The organism is Cryobacterium sp. BB307 (genome assembly GCF_012274275.1).
Lineage (GTDB): Bacteria > Actinomycetota > Actinomycetes > Actinomycetales > Microbacteriaceae > Terrimesophilobacter.
Genome location: NZ_JAANZA010000003.1, coordinates 330,342 through 350,305 on the forward strand (window position 1 = coordinate 330,342; position 19,964 = coordinate 350,305).

Annotated in this window: 21 protein-coding genes; 8 read left to right on the forward strand and 13 right to left on the reverse strand. The window is 67.0% G+C overall.

The genetic code is table 11. The features are described from left to right. Window positions 1-204: 204 nt before the first annotated feature. The 4 genes from HGK58_RS13130 (at window position 205) to HGK58_RS13145 (ending at window position 4,641) form a co-directional block, all read left to right on the forward strand. Window positions 205-1,542 carry a glycosyltransferase gene (locus HGK58_RS13130; protein ID WP_210422943.1) on the forward strand — a complete coding sequence of 446 codons (1,338 nt, stop codon included), beginning with the start codon at window positions 205-207 and terminating at the stop codon, window positions 1,540-1,542. Next, complete coding sequence (locus HGK58_RS13135; protein WP_168628061.1) at window positions 1,539-2,189, forward strand: YfiR family protein; 651 nt, start codon at window positions 1,539-1,541, stop codon at window positions 2,187-2,189. Before HGK58_RS13130 ends, HGK58_RS13135 begins: the two co-directional genes overlap by 4 nt. A 120-nt stretch (window positions 2,190-2,309) precedes the next feature. Next, complete coding sequence (locus HGK58_RS13140; protein WP_210422944.1) at window positions 2,310-2,789, forward strand: hypothetical protein; 480 nt, start codon at window positions 2,310-2,312, stop codon at window positions 2,787-2,789. 103 nt (window positions 2,790-2,892) lie between these two features. Next, window positions 2,893-4,641 carry a DUF2334 domain-containing protein gene (locus HGK58_RS13145; protein WP_168628062.1) on the forward strand — a complete coding sequence of 583 codons (1,749 nt, stop codon included), beginning with the start codon at window positions 2,893-2,895 and terminating at the stop codon, window positions 4,639-4,641. 55 nt (window positions 4,642-4,696) lie between these two features. Here HGK58_RS13145 and HGK58_RS13150 read toward each other — a convergent pair whose 3' ends face one another. The 8 genes from HGK58_RS13150 to HGK58_RS13185 all read right to left on the reverse strand — a co-directional run bounded on the left by HGK58_RS13150 (window position 4,697) and on the right by HGK58_RS13185 (window position 9,730). Continuing rightward, on the reverse strand, window positions 4,697-5,173 hold the full coding sequence (locus HGK58_RS13150; protein ID WP_168628063.1) for a hypothetical protein: 477 nt from the start codon (window positions 5,171-5,173) through the stop codon (window positions 4,697-4,699). A 108-nt stretch (window positions 5,174-5,281) separates the two neighbouring features. Next, window positions 5,282-5,857 carry a sigma-70 family RNA polymerase sigma factor gene (locus tag HGK58_RS13155; RefSeq protein ID WP_168628064.1) on the reverse strand — a complete coding sequence of 192 codons (576 nt, stop codon included), beginning with the start codon at window positions 5,855-5,857 and terminating at the stop codon, window positions 5,282-5,284. Continuing rightward, window positions 5,854-6,456 (reverse strand): hypothetical protein, encoded by a 603-nt coding sequence (locus tag HGK58_RS13160; RefSeq protein ID WP_168628065.1) that lies wholly within the window; start codon window positions 6,454-6,456, stop codon window positions 5,854-5,856. The genes HGK58_RS13155 and HGK58_RS13160 overlap by 4 nt, the downstream gene beginning before the upstream one ends. Before the next feature lie 152 nt (window positions 6,457-6,608). Next, window positions 6,609-6,947, reverse strand: a complete 339-nt coding sequence (locus tag HGK58_RS13165; RefSeq protein WP_168628066.1) for a hypothetical protein — start codon at window positions 6,945-6,947, stop codon at window positions 6,609-6,611. Between the two features lie 113 nt (window positions 6,948-7,060). Then, entirely contained in the window at window positions 7,061-8,137 is a 1,077-nt protein-coding gene (gene ychF / locus HGK58_RS13170) for a redox-regulated ATPase YchF (RefSeq protein ID WP_168628067.1), read from the reverse strand. Between the two features lie 27 nt (window positions 8,138-8,164). Further along, window positions 8,165-8,704 carry a hypothetical protein gene (locus HGK58_RS13175; protein ID WP_168628068.1) on the reverse strand — a complete coding sequence of 180 codons (540 nt, stop codon included), beginning with the start codon at window positions 8,702-8,704 and terminating at the stop codon, window positions 8,165-8,167. Between the two features lie 52 nt (window positions 8,705-8,756). Next, window positions 8,757-8,969 (reverse strand): hypothetical protein, encoded by a 213-nt coding sequence (locus HGK58_RS13180; RefSeq protein WP_168628069.1) that lies wholly within the window; start codon window positions 8,967-8,969, stop codon window positions 8,757-8,759. A 23-nt stretch (window positions 8,970-8,992) separates the two neighbouring features. After that, window positions 8,993-9,730 (reverse strand): class I SAM-dependent methyltransferase, encoded by a 738-nt coding sequence (locus HGK58_RS13185; protein WP_349236224.1) that lies wholly within the window; start codon window positions 9,728-9,730, stop codon window positions 8,993-8,995. A gap of 100 nt (window positions 9,731-9,830) precedes the next feature. Between HGK58_RS13185 and HGK58_RS13190 the strand changes: the two genes are divergently transcribed. Next, window positions 9,831-10,448 carry a 3'-5' exonuclease gene (locus HGK58_RS13190; protein ID WP_168628070.1) on the forward strand — a complete coding sequence of 206 codons (618 nt, stop codon included), beginning with the start codon at window positions 9,831-9,833 and terminating at the stop codon, window positions 10,446-10,448. A gap of 106 nt (window positions 10,449-10,554) precedes the next feature. On the opposite strand, the gene HGK58_RS13195 is transcribed toward HGK58_RS13190, so the two are convergent. Then, window positions 10,555-12,045, reverse strand: coding sequence for a CoA-acylating methylmalonate-semialdehyde dehydrogenase (locus HGK58_RS13195; RefSeq protein ID WP_210422946.1), 1,491 nt, complete (start codon window positions 12,043-12,045; stop codon window positions 10,555-10,557). Window positions 12,046-12,153: 108 nt separating this feature from the next. Beyond that, window positions 12,154-13,068 (reverse strand): LysR family transcriptional regulator, encoded by a 915-nt coding sequence (locus tag HGK58_RS13200; RefSeq protein WP_168628072.1) that lies wholly within the window; start codon window positions 13,066-13,068, stop codon window positions 12,154-12,156. Between the two features lie 72 nt (window positions 13,069-13,140). Between HGK58_RS13200 and rmuC the strand changes: the two genes are divergently transcribed. Together rmuC and HGK58_RS13210 are read left to right on the forward strand one after the other, a co-directional pair. After that, on the forward strand, window positions 13,141-14,451 hold the full coding sequence (gene rmuC, locus HGK58_RS13205) for a DNA recombination protein RmuC (RefSeq protein ID WP_168628073.1): 1,311 nt from the start codon (window positions 13,141-13,143) through the stop codon (window positions 14,449-14,451). Window positions 14,452-14,688: 237 nt separating this feature from the next. Beyond that, the gene (locus HGK58_RS13210) at window positions 14,689-15,183 is read left to right on the forward strand and encodes a DUF2087 domain-containing protein (protein ID WP_168628074.1); all 495 of its coding nucleotides are present in this window, start codon (window positions 14,689-14,691) and stop codon (window positions 15,181-15,183) included. 86 nt (window positions 15,184-15,269) lie between these two features. Here the strand turns inward: HGK58_RS13210 and glpX are convergent, their stop codons facing one another. Next, window positions 15,270-16,208, reverse strand: a complete 939-nt coding sequence (gene glpX, locus HGK58_RS13215; RefSeq protein ID WP_168628164.1) for a class II fructose-bisphosphatase — start codon at window positions 16,206-16,208, stop codon at window positions 15,270-15,272. Window positions 16,209-16,429: 221 nt separating this feature from the next. Between glpX and fbaA the strand changes: the two genes are divergently transcribed. After that, complete coding sequence (gene fbaA, locus HGK58_RS13220; RefSeq protein WP_168628075.1) at window positions 16,430-17,455, forward strand: class II fructose-bisphosphate aldolase; 1,026 nt, start codon at window positions 16,430-16,432, stop codon at window positions 17,453-17,455. A gap of 140 nt (window positions 17,456-17,595) precedes the next feature. On the opposite strand, the gene HGK58_RS13225 is transcribed toward fbaA, so the two are convergent. Together HGK58_RS13225 and HGK58_RS13230 are read right to left on the reverse strand one after the other, a co-directional pair. Further along, window positions 17,596-18,729, reverse strand: a complete 1,134-nt coding sequence (locus tag HGK58_RS13225) for a hypothetical protein (RefSeq protein ID WP_168628076.1) — start codon at window positions 18,727-18,729, stop codon at window positions 17,596-17,598. Further along, window positions 18,722-19,933, reverse strand: coding sequence for an ATP-binding protein (locus HGK58_RS13230; RefSeq protein ID WP_168628077.1), 1,212 nt, complete (start codon window positions 19,931-19,933; stop codon window positions 18,722-18,724). The genes HGK58_RS13225 and HGK58_RS13230 overlap by 8 nt, the downstream gene beginning before the upstream one ends. Window positions 19,934-19,964: the final 31 nt, after the last annotated feature.

The window sequence follows — 19,964 nt, forward strand, 5'->3', positions numbered from 1 at the left end:
CTCGATGACGTTGTTCCTGTCCTACGTGCTCTTCATGATCGGGGCCGTCGTGGTGTCAGGCTTTCTGAGCACGGCTCGCTCCGACCGCCGGCGCCTCGCGCACAACAGGCCGGCCGCGTCGGGCGCTCCGCGGCCGCGACGCCGATGTGGCAGGTCGACTCCAAGGCCGACCACCGTGGAGCACGGGCGTAGGGAACAAAGACCATGATGATCCTGTACGGTCAGCGCATCGACTTCGTCCTGATCCTGGCCGTGAGCCTGGTGCTCCTGTCGGTTCTGTACGGTGTGCTGATGCTCGTGCTGTCCCGGTTCGAACCGGCGTACGCGCGACGTCGAGCGGTGACCTTCCCAGGAACCGCGGCCGAGAAAGCCGTCATCTTCGTGGTGCCCTGTCTCAACGAGGAGCGGGTCCTCGCCGCAAGTCTCGATCGGCTCGTGGAGATGGACCACCCGCGGATGCAGGTCCTGGTGATCGATGACGGTTCGGACGACGGCACAGCGGCCATCGTGCGAGCCCACCCCGATCCCCGGGTCAGCCTGCTGCAACGACGGCTGCCGAGCGCCCGGCAGGGCAAGGGCGAAGCGCTGAACGCGGCGATCCGGCACATCCGCTCCGGGGCGCTCGGCGCTTACACCGACGCCTCGGACGTCGTCGTCTGCGTCGTGGACGCCGACGGGATGATGGAGCCGCAGGCCCTGGACGAGGTGATGCCGCTCTTCGCCGATCCCCGGCTGGGCGCCGTCCAGATCGGCGTCCGGATCAACAACCGCCACCAGAACCTGCTGGCCCGGATGCAGGACATCGAATTCGTGCTCTACACAGAGATCTTCCAACGCGGCCGCCGGCACCTGGGGAGCGTGGGGCTAGGTGGCAACGGGCAGTTCGTGCGGCTCTCGGCCCTCATCAGCCTCGGCCCCGCGCCCTGGTCCAGGAGCCTATCCGAGGACCTCGACCTCGGCGTGCGACTGCTGATCAGGGGGTGGAACATGGAATTCTGCTCCACCTCGGCCGTGCACCAGCAGGGTCTCGTGGACGCCCGGCGCTGGGTCAAACAACGGACCAGGTGGTTCCAGGGGCACCTGCAGTCCTGGACACTGGTCCCCTGGGTGCTGCGGGACCTGACCGGCGCGCGCCGCCTAGACCTGCTCTACCACCTGACCAGCCCTTACCTCCTCCTGCTCGCCTCCTTCCTCAGCGCCGCCTTCCTGCTGTGGATCGTCAGCATCGGCATCGGCGTTGTCACGGGGTCCGTGGACTTCTCGTGGTGGTGGGTCTCGGCCTACGCCTTGGCGTTCGGACCCGCGCTGATGTTCGGGGTCGTCTACTGGCACCACGAACGCGGTCACGGCTTCGGGCCGCTGAGCGCCCTCGTGGTCCTACACGTCTACGTCGGCTACGTCGTCCTCTGGTACGTCGCCGGGTGGAAAGCTGCCTTCCGCTCCCTCGCGGGCCGGAACTCCTGGGCGAAGACGGACCGGACCACGGACGACCAGGACTCGGCCGCGCAGAAGCTGGACCACCCGTTGACGGCACCGCCATGAGGACAGCACTGTTCCTCGGGGCCACGATCCTGCTCGTGGGTTCCATCGCCGCCGCCGTCGGGCTGGGCCAGCGCCACACCGGCCCCTGGTCGGACGGGCAGGTCATCGGACGGTGGACCGTGATGTACACCGGGTACGGTGAGGCCTCGGGCCACGACGACGAGGTCGTGCTCCATCCCCGGTCGGCCGTCTCCGCGGACATCAGCCACGGCGGTCTCGTGCACACCACCCGCTCCTACACCGACCCCACCTTCGAGGTGACGGTGCACACCGAGGCCCAAGTGCGGGACGGCCCGCCCAACGTCTGGGAGGTGGGCTGGGTGCTGTGGAACCTCCGCGACGACGAGCACTTCTACGCCGTGGCGCTCAAGCCCAACGGGTGGGAGATCTCCAAGCAGGATCCCGCCTACCCCGGCAACCAGCGGTTCATCGCCACCGGCTCCGAACCGCAGTTCCCCATCGGCGAGGACTATCGCGTGCGCGTGGAGCACGACTGGCCCCGCATGACGGTGAGCGTCGACGGGCGGGAACTCGCGACCATCACCGACGACGAACGACCGTACCGCGGCGGAACCATCGGCCTGTACACCGAGGACGCGAGAGTCCGCTTCACCGACCTGGACATCCTCGACGCCGCCCCCGACTGACCAAGGCCTTCGGGCTCCCACCGGACACCAATCGCACCAGAAGCAACCTATGTCTCACTCATCCTCCAGGACGCCCATCTCCGTCTGGCGATCTACGGCACACGGCCCGAGGCCATCAAGATGGCACCTCTCGTGATCGCGCTGCGCGACGATCCGCGCTTCGAGGTCCGCGTGGTCGTCACGGGCCAGCACCGCGAGATGCTGGACCAGGTCAACCAGTCCTTCGGCATCGTCCCGGACCGGGACAACATCACTCCCGGCTCGATCGTGGTGACGGGCAACTCGGTCATCGATGCCCTGTTCATCACCGTCGCCTCCCGGCCGAGGATCGAGAACCCCGCGCAGGGCGCGCGACTGGCGGCCGGACGTCCCGTGGTGCTCGTGACGGCACACCGCCGCGAGTCGTGGGGAGAAATCGTCGACGCGGTGTCCACCCTCATCGAGGACGAACGGACCTACCAGCGCATGGCGAGGGCGCTCAATCCATACGGCGACGGTCACGCCGCCGAGCGGACCGTCCGGGCCCTGGCCCGCCACTACGGACACGACGACACCGTGCAGGAGTTCCATGACTGGGCAGCAGCCGTCCCCGTCGCCTGAGAACCGCCGCACGCGGGCTTCACACCGGTCCACGGAGCCGTCGTCACCCACACCCCGAGGAAGAGCCATGGAGAAGCAGTACCAGTTGTCGAGGAGAGGACGCATGGGGTGGGTGACCGCCCTGATTTCCTTGCCCTTGGTCGCCGCCGGCGCCGTATTCGGCCTCACCGACGACAGCCTCGTCAACGGGGAGAACTCACCGCTGGCTCAGCGCTACACGACGGTGACGAAATCCGGAGCCGACGTGTCGGAGGGGAAGACCGCCACGTTCTCACCGCGCTTCGGCCGACCGGGCGGGGCGCGCACGCTGGTGCTCTACGACGGCACCGGTACCGCTCCGGAGGACGCGGAGCTCTACAGCATTGCCGCCGGGAACCTGGCCACGCACTTCGGCGAGGCCGAGGTCGCGGTCGTGGGCGACTACACCGCGGACACGATGGAGGACTTCGACGCCGTCGTCTACCTCGGAACGGACTACTCAGCCTCCCCGCCGGAGGCCTTCCTCACCGACGTCCGAGAGGGCACCGTGCCCGTGCTCTGGGTGGAGCAGAACATCGACGACCTCGTCGGCTACGAGCCGGACTCCACCGAGGATTTCGTGTCCCGGTACGGCTGGGACCCCACCGCCCCTCTGGAGGTGACCACCGAGCAGGTGGAAGCCGTCTCCTACGAGGACCGCTCCGTGCACCGTAACAAACTGAACTCCGACACCGTCTACAGTCCGCGCGTCGTGGACCCGGGCAAGGCCCAGGTCCTCGCGACTGTCGTATGCGGTGACCCGCAGCACCCTGTTCCGTGTGACGTCTCCGGCGAACCATCGACGACGGCACCGGCCTGGGCCGTCCGCTCAGGCCACCTCACCTACCTGGCCGAGGTGCCCCTCAACTACATCGACCAGAACGACCTCTATCTGATCTTCTCGGATCTGTACTACGACCTGCTCGCGCCGGGGACGGAACCGGTGCGGCAAGCTGCTTTGCGCTTGGAGGATGTAGGCCCCGAAGCCGATCCCAACGATCTGCGGAAGGTCGCCGACTACTTGCACGATGCAGGGGTGCCCTTCCAGGTAGCAGTCATGCCCGTGCACGTGGCCCGCACCCCGGACAAGGACGGATGGTACGGGCTCAGCCTGCTCGATACCCCGCAAGTGGTCGACGCACTGAAGTACATGCAGGCCCGGGGCGGAACCCTCATCCAGCACGGCACCAGCCACCAGTACGGCACCCTCGACAATCCGTACAGCGGCCGAACGGGCGAGGACTACGAGTTCTACCAGTACGGCTGCACGGAGACCGCCCGGCCGCCCCACGAGTTCAGGGAGTGCGAGGCCGAGTCCTACATCACCAAGATCGGCCCGGTCGCGGAGGACAGTGTCGAGCAGCACGTCGCCCGGATCGAGCACGGCCGGCAGGTGATGATCGACGCCGGCCTGGGCGCACCGACGATCTTCGAAACTCCCCACTACGCGGCGTCCGTCAACGCCTATGCCGCGATCGCTGAGGTGTACGACGCACGATACGAACAGTCCGACTACTACGCCGGCATGATCTCGGGTGAGGAGATCACCCCGGCGTCCTACTACAGCCAGCACTTCCCGTACACCGTCCACGACATCTACGGCACCACGGTGTACCCCGAGAACCTCGGCAACATCACCGAGACGGAGCAGAACAACCACGCCATCCGGGATCCGGAGTTCATCATTCAACGGGCCGAGGCGCACCTGGTCGTCAGAGAGTCCACGGCCAGCTTCTTCTTCCATCCCTACCTGAGCCTGGACTCGCTCGAGCAGACGGTCACCGGCATCAAGGACCTCGGCTACACGTTCGTCCCGGTCGGCGACCTGAGATGAGGAACGGGCGGCCGGGGTACTCGTTGAGCTGTTTCCGATAAAAAGGATCGTGCTGCTAAACGTTGAAGCGGAACTCCACACCGTCCCGTTCGGCCCTCTCCTCGGCACGACCGATGAGCGTGTCAGCGGCGATCCACGTTATTGGGGCCGCGACAGCCATGAAGATGCCTGTCACTCCGAACCAGGACCAGTCCGTCGGTGAGACGAGTGCGCTGACCAGGCCGACACAGAGCCAGAAAAGCGCCGCGCCCCCGGCCGCGCCGATGCTGCCGACAGCCTTGCGAGAGCCGGCAGATCGCAGAAGCTTGCGATCCCAAATCACGAGGGAGAGTGCGCCACCGACCACGCCCGCGAGTGCTGTGACCGCGCCGATCACGCATCCACCAGCGAGCGCGTGGAAGAACGCGCCCCACCCGCCATAGGTTCGGTAGGCGGAGTTCCCGGTTAGGTAAATCGCGAGGTAGATCGCGATACCGATTGCGGCACCGGTTGGGACGGCCCATGCAGCCGCCCGCCAGTACCTCCGCCACATGAACTCAACCTATCGTCTCGCTACTTCTCCTTCTCCACAGATGTGCTTGAGAACGGAGATCGACCAGGTCGCCACTCCGAAGTTGCGGGTTTGTACTCGACCCCGCGGCTATGTCGTGATCGGCGATGTGTGCCAGGCATCGACTGATTCCGGCGGAGCCACGAGTGTGGCGAGTCGTTGGCGTGCCCGTGAGTAGCGTGTGCGAGCGGTGGATTCGTTCATCCCGAGATGACGAGCAGCTTCGGCGATGCTGAACCCGTCCCAATGAAGCAAGACGACGAGTTCGCGGGAGCGGGCGTCCAGGGCACCAAGGGCGTCCCGGATCTCTCGCACTTTCATCGCTGACTCCGCGGCGTCATCGGCGGCGTTTCCTCGGGCCGCGATCTCGCTCATCCGATCACGCAGGGCGCTCGCTAACTCCGTGTGTTTGACACCGTGTCGGTAGTACTCGCGCACAACGTTGCGGGCGATGCCAAAGCACCACATCCGCGCCCCCTCATCCGTCGTCGGGACCTTTCCGCCGGCTTCCCACAGCGCCAACAGCACCTTCCCAAGAAGATCCGCGGCGTCCTCGGGATTGCCTGTACGTCGCCGCAAGTACCGCAGGACATCGCCCGCGTTGTCTTGCACGACAATTTCGACCCAGTCGCGAAGAGCCGCCGGTAGCTGACGAGGTCGTGTCATCGGAGCTGTCCCTTGCAGTCCGAGGCGCCCCCGGCCTCCCGCACTGCCCCATCTATGTCGTCGGGGATCTCCGTCCAAATGAGATGCATTGCTTGCTGGAACGAGAACATGTCGCGGATCTGCTGACTGTCTGTCTGGAAGTCGTCGTTCGGGCCCGGAACAAATGGGTTCGCGATTGCTTCGTCGTAGATGCGCTGCCCAATTCCAGTCCAGTCGTGGTTCTTCATGAACTGAGCTGCGCGTTCGTCGACTGCCGTCCTTTCCGCCGGATCACCGAAATGGATCCCATATGTGCAGTGGACGAAGACGCCGGTGTCGGTTGTGTAGATGATCGGGATCTCGCCATCAAGTTCCACCTCTTGACCGCCAACCCACAATCGGATTGGCATGGCAAGCGCAGCTGCCCCCGTCAGAGCAATCACCCCTGCAATCGACAGTGGGACGATCACCTTGGGGTTCTTCCACCACCGGATTGGGGCCTTTTGGAAAATCGCGCGCTCGGCCTCCACGGACATGCGCAAAATAAGCTCTCGCGCTTCGTCGTCCTGTTCCCCACGCGCCGGATCGGCCTCTTCAAGCGACTTGTGCAGCAGGTCCATTTCACACCTCGATTTCTGCTCTTACTCAGAACATGTCGAATCGGGCGGAAGCGTCCCAAAACAGTGAGGGCAACGTTCTGGATCCGTGCGCGAGGCGCACGAAACAGATCCTGAGTGGTCGCACATTGGGCCACCACCGTAACGGAACTCCACTACTGCTCGCCGCTGACTTCGAGCGGCCACGGCTCGTACTGTACGTCTGCGAAGGACGCGACCTCCTTCCGCAGCCGTGCCACGATCCCCCGGCCATCAAGACGCCAACGCTCGCGGCTCTCGTCCGAATCCCACCCCTCGAAAGGCTCGAAGTGGGACTCCCAAAATGCGTTCCACCGGGCTATGTCCTGAGACAGTTCGTCGGACAGCCCGTACATCTCGGGCGAGGTCGTGTAACCGAAGTCCCGCGTCGGTGTGGATTCCTCCCAGAGCGGCCAGTCGCGGGAATAGTCCGGGGAGAGACGGATTATCCGACGCTCGAGGGGTGTGCCGACCATGCTGACCGACGCTAGCCGCGGCGAATCACTTCTGTCTAGGAAAAGAACTCGTGCCCAAAATAAGTGGCGTCGCCCCGTCGCCAGGCTGCCGGGCGTCCTATTGTGCTAATCCGTCATGCACGTGAGAAGCGGAACTCCACCACGTCGCCGTCCTGCATGATGTAGTCCTTGCCCTCCATACGGGCCTTGCCCTTCGCGCGCGCCTCGGCGACCGAGCCGGTCTCGACCAGGTCACCGAACGAGATCACCTCGGCCTTGATGAAGCCCTTCTCGAAGTCTGTGTGGATCACGCCGGCCGCCTGCGGCGCCTTCCAGCCCTTGCCGATCGTCCACGCGCGAGCCTCCTTCGGCCCGGCGGTCAGGTAGGTCTGCAGCCCGAGAGTGTCGAAGCCGATGCGCGCAAGCTGGTCCAGCCCGCTCTCGCTCTGCCCGGTGCTCTCCAGGAGCTCCTTGGCATCATCCGCATCCAGGTCGATGAGCTCGCTCTCGAGCTTCGCATCCAGGAACACGGCCTTCACCGGCGCGACCAGGTCGGCGAGTTCCTTCTTCTTGTTTTCGTCCATCAGCACGTCCTCGTCGACGTTGAAGACGAAGATGAACGGCTTGGCGGTGAGCAGGCCGAGTTCGCGGATCGGCTCGATGTCCAGCCCGGATGCCGACAGCAACGTCCCCGCGTTGAGCACCTCGGCCGCCTTCTGCGCGGTCTCCAGCACGACCGGCTCGACCTTCTTGCCGCGCACATCCTTCTCGTACCGCGCGATCGCCTTCTCGAGGGTCTGCAGGTCGGCGAGGATCAGCTCGGTGTTGATCGTCTCCATGTCGCTGGCCGGGTCGACCTCGCCGTCGACGTGAACCACATCCGAATCGCTGAATCCGCGGATGACCTGCGCGATCGCATCCGCCTCCCGGATGTTCGCAAGGAACTTGTTGCCGAGCCCCTCCCCCTCGCTGGCGCCCTTCACGATGCCGGCGATGTCGACGAAGGAGACCGGGGCCGGCAGGATGCGCTCGGAGCCGAAGATTCCGGCGAGCGTGTCCAGACGCGGGTCGGGCAGGTTGACCACGCCGATGTTCGGCTCGATCGTCGCGAACGGGTAGTTCGCGGCGAGCACCGTGTTCTTCGTCAGTGCATTGAACAGGGTTGACTTGCCGACGTTCGGGAGACCGACGATCGCGATAGTGAGAGCCACGGGGGTCAATCGTACCGGTGCGGCGGGTCAGGGCTTTGCGAACGGGTCCTCAATGAACAGGTGGTCGCCCAGCAGGAACCATCCCGGGCGACTGATGTCCGGCGGAAAACCTGCCGGCGAGAACTCGAAGTTCGGTTCGCCCTGGCCGCCCTCGTAGCCGAGGATCCCGCCCCCGCACATCGACGAGATTTCCTGGCCGTCCACGTAGGCCAGGATCACGCAGAATTGCGCAGCCGAATGCGACGAGCGCGCGGCGAAGAAGCGGTATCCCATGAACTCGCCAAGCATGCGCGTCGATTCGGGCACCACATGGTCCAGTGAAGGTGAGTCGTCGGCGAGAAGATCCCAAACCCCCTGCTCCCTATCGAAGATCGCGGGCTGCGGCATTCCCAGGCGGTACTTCGGTCTGCTCACCTGGAAGTGGGGGTTCAGCTGCAACCAGCCCAGGCCGTTCGAAGCTGCCTGCGGCTCCACTGTGAACACGAAACCAGGACCCTGCTGCATCTCGGCGGCGACGGTATCGCTCCCACAGGCGAACGTCGTGAGTGCACCGGTTACGTCAGTCACGGCGACGCAGTACGGCTGGTCCAACGGCATGCTTTGCAGCACAAGGTAGTAGCTAGCGGTAGCCCTCAACCTCGCCCAGCATGCGCGATGTGCCCTGAAGCAGGCTCACCCAGGTAACAAGCGCATGAGGCAATCGGTCAACGGTGCGCTGCTCACCGCTGAAGAGGTCGAACACCGGCGGGCGTTCCATTGGCGCCACGCAGCCGGTCACCAGCAGCGCACCCACCGCAATGGTGACCGTCGCCAGCAGCCTGCGAGCGCGCATCCGGACCCCCCTCGACCCCGACGCTACAGGCGAACGGCTCGGTAAGCGTGCGTCACATACGGCAGGTCGATGGTGCCGCTGTCGGCCAGCTCGGGCAGGGCGTCGGTCAGTTCGCGCAGCTCGCGGTCGATGCGCTCTTGGTTTGCGGCGTCCGCCCCGATGTAGAAGCTGCGCGAGCGGGCTAGATCCAGGATGCCGTCGGCCGAGAACGGCTTGGCCCAGTGGAATGTCTTCTCCTCGAGCACGCCGAACGGTTCGTGCACGATGGTGTCGCCGTTCGTGATCATGCGCTCCGCGACGCTCACGTGGCAGATCTCGCCGAACCGCCGGACCCATTCGACGCTCTCGTCGCGCACGTTCCAGATGAGTCCGAGCCGACCGCCGGGTCGCACCACTCTGCCCACCTCGGCCGAGGCGGCCACCGGTTCCACCCAGTGCCACGCCTGCGCGAACAGGGCCGTGTCGACGCTCGCATCCGGCAACGGCAGTCGCTCGGCCGAGCCGACGAAGGTGGGGACCCCGGGCACCGCGTCGTGCAGGCTGCGCAGCATCTCGGCATCCGGGTCCACCGCGACCACCTCGCGACCGTCTGCCACCAGCTGGCGGGTGAGCTTGCCGGTGCCGGCGCCGATGTCGGCAACCCGCTTGGGTGAATCGTCGAGCAGCCAGGCGACCGCCTCCTCCGGGTAACCCGGGCGGGCGCGCTCGTAGCTGCCGGATGCCCGGCCGAAGGATTGAGACAACGGTTGCTGTTTCGTCACGACACCATCGTTGCGTATCGGGGCGCCGTTCCGCCGCCGATCCGCAGGTGAGCGGGGCGTCGCTTCCTGTGGCGTCCGAGGCCCGTGAGACGATGCGCCCATGGCACTGAACTTCACCGCAATCGACTTCGAAACCGCTAACGGGAGCCCGGCATCCGCCTGTTCGGTCGGTTTGGTGAAGGTGCGCGACGGCAAGGTGGTCGACAAGACCGGCTGGTTCATCAAGCCTCCGCTGGGTGTCGACCACTTCAACGAGTGGAACGTGCGCATCCACGGCATCACGCCGACGGATGTCGCGGACGCGCCGCTGTGGGAGCTGCAACTCCCCGACCTGATCGCCTTCGCCGACGGAGATCCGCTGGTCGCCCACAACGCCGGCTTCGACATGGGCGTCATCAAGTCGGCGTGTGCGGCGAGCCTGATCGCCTGCCCGGACTTCGAGTACCTGTGCAGCCTGCAGGTGGCGCGCCGTACCTACAACCTTGACTCGTACCGACTGCCGGTCGCGGCGATGGCTGCCGGATTCGAGGACTTCGACCACCACAACGCGCTCGCCGACGCCGAAGCGTGCGCGGCCATCGTGGTGCACGCGGCGAAGCGGCACGACGCGCTCGACGTCGCGCACCTCGCGCAGATCGCCGGGGTGCGGATGGGCGCGATCGGCGTCGGCGCCCTCACCGCGGCCGCCGAGCGCACCGGGAGCATGGCGCTCAGCTGAGGCCTTGGGCCTTAACCCGTCTCAAGGAATTTTGGCTTCAAGCGCCCTGTTTGGGGCATCCGGATGCTCCGGTGACCGAAGTCTCCTTGAGACGGGTTAAGCGTGCCTAGTTGTGCTCCGGGAAGCCCAGGTTGATGCCACCGTGCGACGGGTCGAGCCAGCGGCGGGTCACTGCCTTCTCCTGCGTGAAGAAGCGCACCCCATCCGGGCCGTATGCCTTGGTGTCGCCGAAGAACGACGCTTTCCAGCCGCCGAACGAGTGGTACGCGACCGGGACCGGGATCGGCACGTTGATGCCGACCATGCCTACCGACACCTCGCGCTGGAAGCGCCGTGCGGCACCACCGTCGTTGGTGAAGATCGCGGTGCCGTTGCCGTACGGGCTCGAGTTGATGAGCTCGACACCCTCCTCGAAGCTGCCGACACGCAGCACCGACAGCACCGGGCCGAAGATCTCGTCCTGGTAGATCTTCGATGTCGCCGGCACCTTGTCGATCAGGGTCGGACCGAGCCAGAACCCGTCCGGCTCGCCGTCGACCTCGGGGTCGCGGCCATCGACGACCAGCTCGGCGCCGTCACCGTTCACCGAGTCGATGTAGCTCTTGACCTTGTCCCGGTGCTCGCGCGTGATGAGCGGGCCCATGTCGGTGCCGCGCATCCCGTCGCCGGTCCTCAGCCCCTTCATCCGCTCGCCGATCTTTGCGATGAGCTCGTCCGCGATGGTGTCCACCGCGATCAGCGCACTGATCGCCATGCAGCGCTCGCCCGCCGAGCCGAAGCCCGCGTTGACGGCGGCGTCCGCGGCCAGGTCGAGGTCGGCATCCGGAAGCACCAGCATGTGGTTCTTCGCGCCGCCGAGAGCCTGCACGCGCTTGCCGTGCTTGGCCGCGGTCTCGTAGATGTACTTCGCGATCGGAGTGGAGCCGACGAACGAGATCGCCTTGACGTCCGGATGCTCGAGGATCGCATCCACCGCGACCTTGTCGCCATGCACGACGTTGAGCACGCCCTCCGGCAGACCGGCCTCGGTGAAGAGACGGGCGAGCCAGTCGGATGCGCTCGGGTCCTTCTCGCTCGGCTTCAGCACCACGGTGTTGCCCGCCGCGATCGCGAGCGGGAAGTACCACAGCGGCACCATCGCCGGGAAGTTGAACGGGCTGATGATGCCGACCACGCCGAGCGGTTCGCGCGTCGTGTAGACGTCGACACCGGTGGAGACGTTCTCGCTGTACTCGCCCTTGAGGAGATGAGGGATGCCGACCGCGAATTCGACGACCTCTAGGCCGCGCGAGATCTCGCCGTGCGCATCCGAAAGCACCTTGCCGTGCTCGGAGGTCAGGATCTGCGCGAGCTCGTCGCGGCGGGCGTTGAGCAGCTCGCGGTAGTTGAAGAGGATCGCCTGGCGCTTCGCGAGCGAGGTCTCTGCCCACGCTGGGAAAGCGGCCTGAGCGGAGGCGACGGCATCGCTGACATCGCCAGCGGTGGCCATCCGCACCTCCTTGGACGTGGTGCCGAGCGCCGGGTTGAACACCGGCGCGGTGCGGGTGGATTCGCCCTCGAACGGGCGACCGGAAACCCAGTGGTTGAGGATGGTCATCACTAACCGTGCTTTCTCGTCATTGAAGTGCCTTGCACCCAGTCTGCTCGGCCGCGAGTCTGCATTCAAGGAGAGAAGGCGCACTGTGCGTGTGCGTTTGTGCACGCCTCAGCGCACGGGCGGCACCAACTCGTGGCTGCGCTCCCGCACTTCGCGGTGCAACGCCTCACGCACGATCGCGACTGGCTCGAGCATGAGGTTGTCGCGGCGGCCGGCCAGTGAGTACTGCAGCCGGATGTCGACCTCACGCGGCAGCACAGGCACCAGCGCCGCATCCGGTTCGGCCATGAACGCGTGCAGCAGGCCGATCCCGGCGCCGCGACGGGTCGCCTCGAGCTGGGCGAACACGTTCGTCGACCCGAATCCGACGTGGCCGCCGAGCACCGGCACCAGGTCGAGGTCGCGCACCGTCAGCAGCGCGTCGACGTAGTAGACAAGCGGATGCGCGTGCAGGTCGGCGAGCGAGCGGATCGGCGGATGCGCGTCCAGGTAGGACTGCGACGCATAGAGGCGCAGCGCGTACTCGGCGAGCGGCTCGAGCGGCAGGTGCACGCTGGAGGCGCCGCCGATGGTGACCGCCAGATCGAAGCCCGAGCTGCGCAGGCTGAGCGGACGGGTCGAGGTGACGAGCTCGATCGTGATGCCCGGATGCTCATCCCGCACCCTCGTCAGGGCGGGTGCCGCGATCGCCGCACCGAACGCATCCGGAGCGACCACACGCACCGTGCCAAGCGCCCGGCCGGCGCCGCCCGACGCGGCGGCCAGCACCTGCTCGACGATCTGCTCGATGCCTGCCGCGCGGGACGTGATCTCGCGGCCGATGGCGGTGAGCTCCCATCCGTCGGCGCCGCGGTCGAGCAAGCGAGTGCCGAGGGACTGCTCGAGGCGGCTGATGCGCCGCCGCACCGTGGTGTGGTCGACGCCGAGGAGCGAGCCGGCCGTCACCAGCCGGCCGGTGCGCGCGACGGCCAGCAGGAACCGGATGTCATCGACGCTCACCTCGCTGGGTGTGCCACGGGTCATGAGCCAACTTTAGGACGCCGCACGCCGACGGATGTGACCGCCGATGTCCGAGGCCGCTGAGACACTGGGTCCATGGACCCGATCATCGCTCTTCTCCTCGGACTCGTCGTCGGACTCGCAATCGGTACGGTCGTCGGCGCACTGGTGGTGCGCTCGCGCTCGGCCGGCACTGCCAACGGTGCCGACCCGGCGGTGCTCCAGGCGCAGCACCAGGCGGCGCTGGCCGAGCTCCGCGCGCAGGAGCTGGCCGCGCAGGCCGCCCTCGGCAGCGAGCTGGCGTCGGTGCAGGCGACCGCGGATGCGTTGCGCGAGCAGGTGGTGTCCCTCCAGACCCAGCAGCGGGAGCTGGCCGAGCGGCAGCGTGCCGAGCAGCAGGCGCAGGCGGAGCGCGAGCGCGCCGAGAGCAAGGTGCTGCAGCTGCTGACCCCGGTGCAGGAGACCCTGCGCACCATGCAGCACAAGGTCACCGAGCTCGAGACTCAGCGGGAGCGCCAGCACGGCGAGCTGTCGCAGCAGCTGAAGTCGGCGACCGAGTCGGAGGAGCGACTGCGCAGCACCGCCGAGGCGCTCGCATCCGCGCTCAAGAGCAACAGCACGCGCGGCGTGTGGGGCGAGACGCAGCTGCGGAACGTCGTGCAGGCGGCCGGGCTGATCGAGCGGGTCGACTTCGACGTGCAGTCGCAGGTGAGTTCGGATGCCGGGGTCGGCCGCCCCGACATGGTCGTGCACCTGCCCGGAGGCAAGAACATCGCAGTTGACGCGAAGGTGCCGTTCAACGCCTACCTGGAGGCGAGCCAGATCCCGGTGACCGCGACCGGCGACGAGGGCGCCAAGCGGGAGGCGCTGCTCGGTCAGCACGTCAAGGCGATGCGGTCGCACATCGACGCGCTGGCCAGCAAGGCGTACTACGCGGGGCTGGATGCGTCGCCCGAGCTGGTGATCGCGTTCATCCCGAGCGAGTCGCTGGTGTCGAGCGCGATGGAAGCCGACCCGGCGATCATGGACTACGCGTTCGGCAAGCGGGTCGCCCTCGCGTCGCCGGTGACGCTGTGGTCGGTGCTGAAGACGGTGGCGTTCAGTTGGCAGCAGAACGTGCTGACCGAGGATGCCAAGCTGCTGTTCGACCTCAGCCGCGAACTGTACGGGCGCCTGTCCCGGCTGTCCGACCACATCGAGAAGCTGGGGCGTTCGATCGAGCGCAGCGTCAAGGACTACAACGCATTCGTCGGCTCGATGGAGCGCCAGGTGCTGCCGAGCGCTCGCAAGCTCAGCGCGCTGGACGAGTCGCGCGTGCTCGGCACCCTCACCGGCATCGAGGAGGCGCCGCGCGAGCTGACCGCGTTCGAGCTGACCGCGGTGGGCGCTGCCGACGCGGCTGACTGACCGCGGCCGGCGAACGCCGCGCGAATGTGCGAGAGCGCGTGCAATATCCGGTGCTCTCGCACAATCGGGCCGCGCTCACACCCCGCCAACCCCGGATGCACCATACGCGCCCGTTCCGGACATCCGCGGGCCTTTCGCTCCCCCGCGCCCGTTCCGGACATTCGCGCCAGGTCCGCGGGGCGCGGATGTCCGCACGAGGCGCGCTTGGGCGGATCGAGCCCGCCTACGATCGAAGGCATGTCGAATCAGTGGAGGCGTGTAGCTGCCGCCCTCGCGAATCCGGATGCCAGGCGCGTCTACGCGGAACTGGTCGCCGCGGAAACGGCAGCGCCAAGTGTCGCCAAGCGCGACAGGGCCATCCGAACACTGGCGACAGCCGGACTGATCGAGCCCGACGCATCCGGAACCCCACGCACCAACCCGACAGTCTTCGCCGACCTGCTTGCCGAAGCCGCCGAACCGCGTAAGGAAGGGGTCGACCGGTTCATCGTCGACGGGCGGATCGCCCAGTACCCGGCACGTCCCACGGAGCGCCTGGAGGTGCTGCGCTGGGCGGTTGGAACGGCGGTGACACCGGATGAGGTGCTCACCGAGTCCGAGGTCAACGAACGGCTTGCGGAGCTGACGGACGACTTCGCAACCCTGAGGCGCTACCTCGTGGATGCCCGGCTGCTCGAGCGCACGCCATCCGGAACGTCCTACGCGCGGACCGCCCCGACCGACCGCGCCTGAGTCATCCGCGGGTCGAATTCGACCAGCGCGCGGAAGGTGCACCCGCGCGAGGGTCTCGTGGCACGCGCATCCGCAGCGCTAGCGGCCTACTCGTCCAACCACTTCGAGACCAGGTGATCCGCCGAAACCCGACGGATGGTGCCCGACTTCGAGCGCAGGATGATGCTCTCGGTGTGGATGATCGGCCCCTTGCGCTGCACGCCCGCGACCAGCTCACCGTTGGTGACGCCTGTCGCGACGAAGAAGGTGTTGTTGCCCTTGACCATGTCGTCCAGGCTGAGCTTCGCGTCGACATCCAGTCCGGCCGCGATCGCGCGCTGCCGCTCAGCGTCGTCGCCCGGCGCGAGGCGCCCCTGCATGAAACCACCAAGCGCCTTGATCGCGCACGCGGTCGTGATGCCCTCGGGGCTGCCGCCGATGCCGACGCACAGGTCGATGCGCGACCCGTAGCGTGCCGCGTTGATGCCACCGGCCACATCGCCGTCCAGCATGAGCCGGGTGCCGGCGCCGGCAGCACGAATCTCATCGATCAGCCCGATATGGCGGGGCCGGTCCAGCACGGCGACGATAATGTCGCTCGGCTCCTTGCCCTTGGCTTTCGCCAGCTCCCGGATGTTGTCCCCGATCGACTGGTCGATGTCGATGACACCGTGCCCTTCCGGCCCGGTGACGATCTTGTCCATATAGAACACGGATGACGCATCCAGCATCGTCCCGCGCTCGGAGACCGCGAGCACCGACAGCGCGTTCTGTCGCCCCGCCGCGGTGAGCGACGTCCCGTCGATCGGGTCGACCGCGATGTCGCACGCCGGGCCCTCGCCGTTGCCGACGAGCTCGCCGTTGAACAGCATCGGCGCCTTGTCCTTCTCGCCCTCGCCGATCACGATCAGACCGTCGAACTCGACCGTGCCGAGGAACTTGCGCATCGCATCCACCGCGGCACCGTCCGCCGCGAGCTTGTCTCCCTTGCCGATGTACGGCCAGGCGCGGATCGACGCCGCTTCTGTCGCGCGCACCAACTCCATGGCGAGGTTGCGGTCGGGCTGTTTGATCTTGTCGGCTGTATCTGCGCTCACACGGCAACCCTATTGACAGATTGCGGGTTCCTCACGGGCAGAGCGCCCGAAAGAACTCAGTAACTTTCGCCGAGAGGCAAGTTGAGCGCGCTTTACAGCATGCGCCCAGTGCTCTCACCATGACCACTCAATAGACTCGGGGCACGACCGTCTGCGTAGAAGGAGATGCAATGCCCGTCGCCACCCCGGATCAGTACGCCGAAATGCTCGACAAGGCCAAGTCCAACGGATTCGCCTACCCGGCATTCAATGTCTCGTCATCCCAGACCGTCAACGCGGTGCTCCAGGGCCTCGCCGAAGCCGGTTCCGACGGCATCATCCAGGTCTCGACCGGTGGCGCCGACTACTTCGCCGGCCAGAGCGTCAAGGCCCGCGCATCTGGCGCTCTCGCGTTCGCCGCATTCGCCACCGAGGCCGCCAAGAACTATCCGATCAACATCGCCCTGCACACCGACCACTGCCCGAAGGACGCCCTTGACGGGTTCGTGATGCCGCTGATCCAGGCATCCGAGGAGCAGGTACGCGCCGGCGGCAACCCGATCTTCCAGTCGCACATGTGGGACGGCTCCGCAGTGCCGCTCGAGGAGAACGTGCAGATCGCGAGGGACCTGCTGCCCCGGATGAAGAACATCAACTCGATCCTCGAGGTCGAGATCGGTGTGGTCGGCGGCGAGGAGGACGGCGTCAGCCATGAGATCAACGAGAAGCTCTACACGACGCTCGAGGATGCCGAGGTCATGGTCGAGGCACTCGGTCTCGGCGAGAACGGGCGGTACATGGCGGCGCTGACCTTCGGCAACGTGCACGGCGTGTACAAGCCGGGGAACGTCAAGCTGCGCCCGGAAATCCTCGGTGAGATCCAGCAGGGTATTGCCAAGAAGTACGGCAACGGCACCAATCCACTCGATCTGGTGTTCCACGGCGGTTCCGGCTCGAGCGACGAGGAGATCGCAACCGCGGTGCGCAACGGCGTCATCAAGATGAACATCGACACCGACACCCAGTACGCGTTCACTAGCTCGATCGCCGACTACATGCTGAAAAACTACGACAGCGTGTTCAAGATCGACGGCGAGGTGGGCAGCAAGAAGATCTACGACCCGCGCGCGTGGGGGAAGGTCGCCGAGTCGGCGATGGCGCGGCGTGTGGTGGAGTCGACCCAGCACCTCGGTTCAGCGGGCCAGTCGATCGGCTGAGCCGGTCGCTCGCGGGCCGGGCACTGTCGGCCGGACGCGCTGCTCGGGCTAACCGCGCCGCCGTTTGTTGACCGCGCGCGGGCTTAATCCGGCGCGCGGTCAACAAACCGGCGCGGCGTTCAACTAGGAGCGGCACGGCGTCAGTCGTCGGGGGACACCCGGAACCGCAACCGGATGCGTTCGCCTCCCTGCCAGCTGAGGTCGTGCACCGCGGTCTTCAGGGTCAGGTAGTGCGGTGCGAGCAGGGTCACGCGTCGCCCCTCCGGCAGGTGCACGTCGATGCTCATCGCGACAGCGACGCTGCCGTCCACTTCGTCCCGCAGCTCGATCATGAGCTGCGGGCGGTCAAGGCTCGGGTCGTCCAGCACCGCGCGCACCAGCCCGTGCAGCGCAGCGCGCTGGTACGGCGTCATCAGGTCGGCCAGGTTTTCCGGGTCGACGACGGTCATCCGGCGCCCGCGCGCGATCGAGTCAAGCCAACTGCGGTTGGACCGCTCCACCAGCTCCTCGCGCAGCGCCCGCGCCAGCACGGCCGCCTCGGCCCGGTCCGCTTCCGTTGCCTGCCCGCTCGCCGCGACGCGCTCGAGCACAGGGGCAACGCGCATCCGGATGCCGGTCAGCTCCGAGCGCAGCAGGCGCAACCGCACGGACTCGCCGAGCAGCTGACTCGAGATCGGCGACCGCGAGCGCCGCCCCGCCCAGCGCAGCACCCGCAGCACGCACTGCTGCTGGAAGACCACCCCGCCCACGGTGGCGATCAGCGGCGGCGCCGCCGCGATGACCAGTCGGGACGCGGGCGGCCAGACGCCGTCCTGGTCGGAGTACACGAGCGCGCCGGCCGCGGCGGTCACGAGGGTCGTGGTACCGCCGATCCACAGCATCCGGTAGGCCGACGTATAGGGAGTCAGCGACGCGAGCGCGAACGCGGCGATGAGGCTGGTCCACCAGTGCTCGATCCGGATCTCGGCATCGACGTAGCCGAACGCGGAGAGGAACAGCCCCGCCCATGCGAACGCGAGCGGCACCAGGGTCCGGCGCGGCGTGAACGCCCCCCGCTGCGGTCGGGTCATCACGAACACGAGCGAGCAGGCGGCCACGCAACTGCCGAGCGCGAGGAGCTGCAGCCACGCGCGCGGGGTGGACTCCAGCTCGGAGACAATCGTCACCAGCCCGTACCCGCAGGCGAGAGCGGCGAACACGAGCGGGACGACCGGTCCGGTGAACCAGCTCAGCGGGTCCACCTCGTGCGGCGACCGGCGCCACTCCTCACGCATCCGGCACCCGCTCCTCCGCCAGCGGAACCGCGATCATCACCGACGTGCCGCTGCCCGGGCTGGACCAGAGCCGTACCTGCCCGCCGGCAGCCTCGATCCGGCCGATGATCGAGCCGCGGATGCCGAGCCGGTCGGCAGGAATCGCGTGGGGGTCGAAGCCCGCACCGTCATCCGTCACCATCACGGTCAGCCGGCCGTCGTTCGCCTCGAGGTAGACCTGCGCTTCGGTCACCCCGGCGTGCTTGAGCACATTGTCGAGGCACGCGGTGAGCGCCCCAACGGTGGCCTCGAGGGCATCATTGGTCAGCGGCACGTGCACCGCGTCGCCGCCGGTCACATCCACGGTCAGCCCGCGCCACTGCAGCTCCCGGATGACGGCGAGCAGCTCGTCGCGCAACCCGTCGCTCGGGTGCTCGTCGGTCGGTTCGCTGGCGATGCTGGCCTCCGCGAGCGCCTCCAGGTCGCTCCGGATGCGATCGGCGGCGCGTGCGTCGAGCCTCCCGTGCGATGCGGCGAGCGCGTTCAGGTCATTCAGCACGGTGTCGTGAACGAGGGCGGCGACCTTCTCCTCGAGCTGCCGCTGCCCGGCGAGCCGAGCGGTTTCCGCCTCCAGTTCATCGAGATTCGGCACCCGGCCGGGTTGCGATTCCCGGATGCGGTCCAGCACCACGATGATGATGAGATACAGGATCCAGGTGAGCAGTGGGCCGTTGCCGAAGGCGATCGGCGCACCGGCGGTGAGCGCGGCAGCGACAGTGGAGAGCGCGCCGAGCGCGAAGCCGGCCGAGCACCAGCTGATGCCGGAGATCAGCCGAGGCCCGATCGGGCCGACCAGCACCAGCGCGCACGACAACCGATTCAGCAAGTAGGCGCCATCGGTCGCCAGCTCCGGCTCTGCGGTCAGCAGGGACACCTGGTAGACGAAGTTCGCGACGGTGCCGATGCCTAGGAACAGCGAGCCACCAGCGCGATTCGGGCGTAGGACGAGCAGGAACAGGGTTGCGGCGGTCGCGGCGAGAGTCAGCACGGGCACTATCGCGCCGGTGGGGTCCGATCCGGCCACCGCGAGGTCGAGCGCGATGAGGGCGGCCACGAGCAGGTAGACCGCGGCAATCGCCCAACCCGCGCGCACAATCGAGCGTGCGCTGACGGTGGCAGCGAAATCACGTGGTGGCACCGCTACCCGCACGCGTCCAGCTTGCACGAGCACATGCTACTAGCGGGCAGTGCGCGGG

What these genes read in the sequence shown, in the direction of transcription:
- HGK58_RS13200 (WP_168628072.1), bottom strand. Translation starts at nt 13,068, where the DNA reads ATGACCCGTGGCACACCCAGCGAGGTGAGCGTCGATGACATCCGGTTC.
- HGK58_RS13150 (WP_168628063.1), bottom strand. Translation starts at nt 5,173, where the DNA reads ATGTGGCGGAGGTACTGGCGGGCGGCTGCATGGGCCGTCCCAACCGGT.
- rmuC (WP_168628073.1), top strand. Translation starts at nt 13,141, where the DNA reads ATGGACCCGATCATCGCTCTTCTCCTCGGACTCGTCGTCGGACTCGCA.
- HGK58_RS13195 (WP_210422946.1), bottom strand. Translation starts at nt 12,045, where the DNA reads ATGACCATCCTCAACCACTGGGTTTCCGGTCGCCCGTTCGAGGGCGAA.
- HGK58_RS13210 (WP_168628074.1), top strand. Translation starts at nt 14,689, where the DNA reads ATGTCGAATCAGTGGAGGCGTGTAGCTGCCGCCCTCGCGAATCCGGAT.
- HGK58_RS13140 (WP_210422944.1), top strand. Translation starts at nt 2,310, where the DNA reads ATGGCACCTCTCGTGATCGCGCTGCGCGACGATCCGCGCTTCGAGGTC.
- HGK58_RS13130 (WP_210422943.1), top strand. Translation starts at nt 205, where the DNA reads ATGATGATCCTGTACGGTCAGCGCATCGACTTCGTCCTGATCCTGGCC.
- HGK58_RS13160 (WP_168628065.1), bottom strand. Translation starts at nt 6,456, where the DNA reads ATGGACCTGCTGCACAAGTCGCTTGAAGAGGCCGATCCGGCGCGTGGG.
- HGK58_RS13190 (WP_168628070.1), top strand. Translation starts at nt 9,831, where the DNA reads ATGGCACTGAACTTCACCGCAATCGACTTCGAAACCGCTAACGGGAGC.
- HGK58_RS13155 (WP_168628064.1), bottom strand. Translation starts at nt 5,857, where the DNA reads ATGACACGACCTCGTCAGCTACCGGCGGCTCTTCGCGACTGGGTCGAA.
- HGK58_RS13225 (WP_168628076.1), bottom strand. Translation starts at nt 18,729, where the DNA reads ATGCGTGAGGAGTGGCGCCGGTCGCCGCACGAGGTGGACCCGCTGAGC.
- fbaA (WP_168628075.1), top strand. Translation starts at nt 16,430, where the DNA reads ATGCCCGTCGCCACCCCGGATCAGTACGCCGAAATGCTCGACAAGGCC.
- HGK58_RS13180 (WP_168628069.1), bottom strand. Translation starts at nt 8,969, where the DNA reads ATGCGCGCTCGCAGGCTGCTGGCGACGGTCACCATTGCGGTGGGTGCG.
- HGK58_RS13145 (WP_168628062.1), top strand. Translation starts at nt 2,893, where the DNA reads ATGGGGTGGGTGACCGCCCTGATTTCCTTGCCCTTGGTCGCCGCCGGC.
- HGK58_RS13165 (WP_168628066.1), bottom strand. Translation starts at nt 6,947, where the DNA reads ATGGTCGGCACACCCCTCGAGCGTCGGATAATCCGTCTCTCCCCGGAC.
- HGK58_RS13135 (WP_168628061.1), top strand. Translation starts at nt 1,539, where the DNA reads ATGAGGACAGCACTGTTCCTCGGGGCCACGATCCTGCTCGTGGGTTCC.
- glpX (WP_168628164.1), bottom strand. Translation starts at nt 16,208, where the DNA reads ATGGAGTTGGTGCGCGCGACAGAAGCGGCGTCGATCCGCGCCTGGCCG.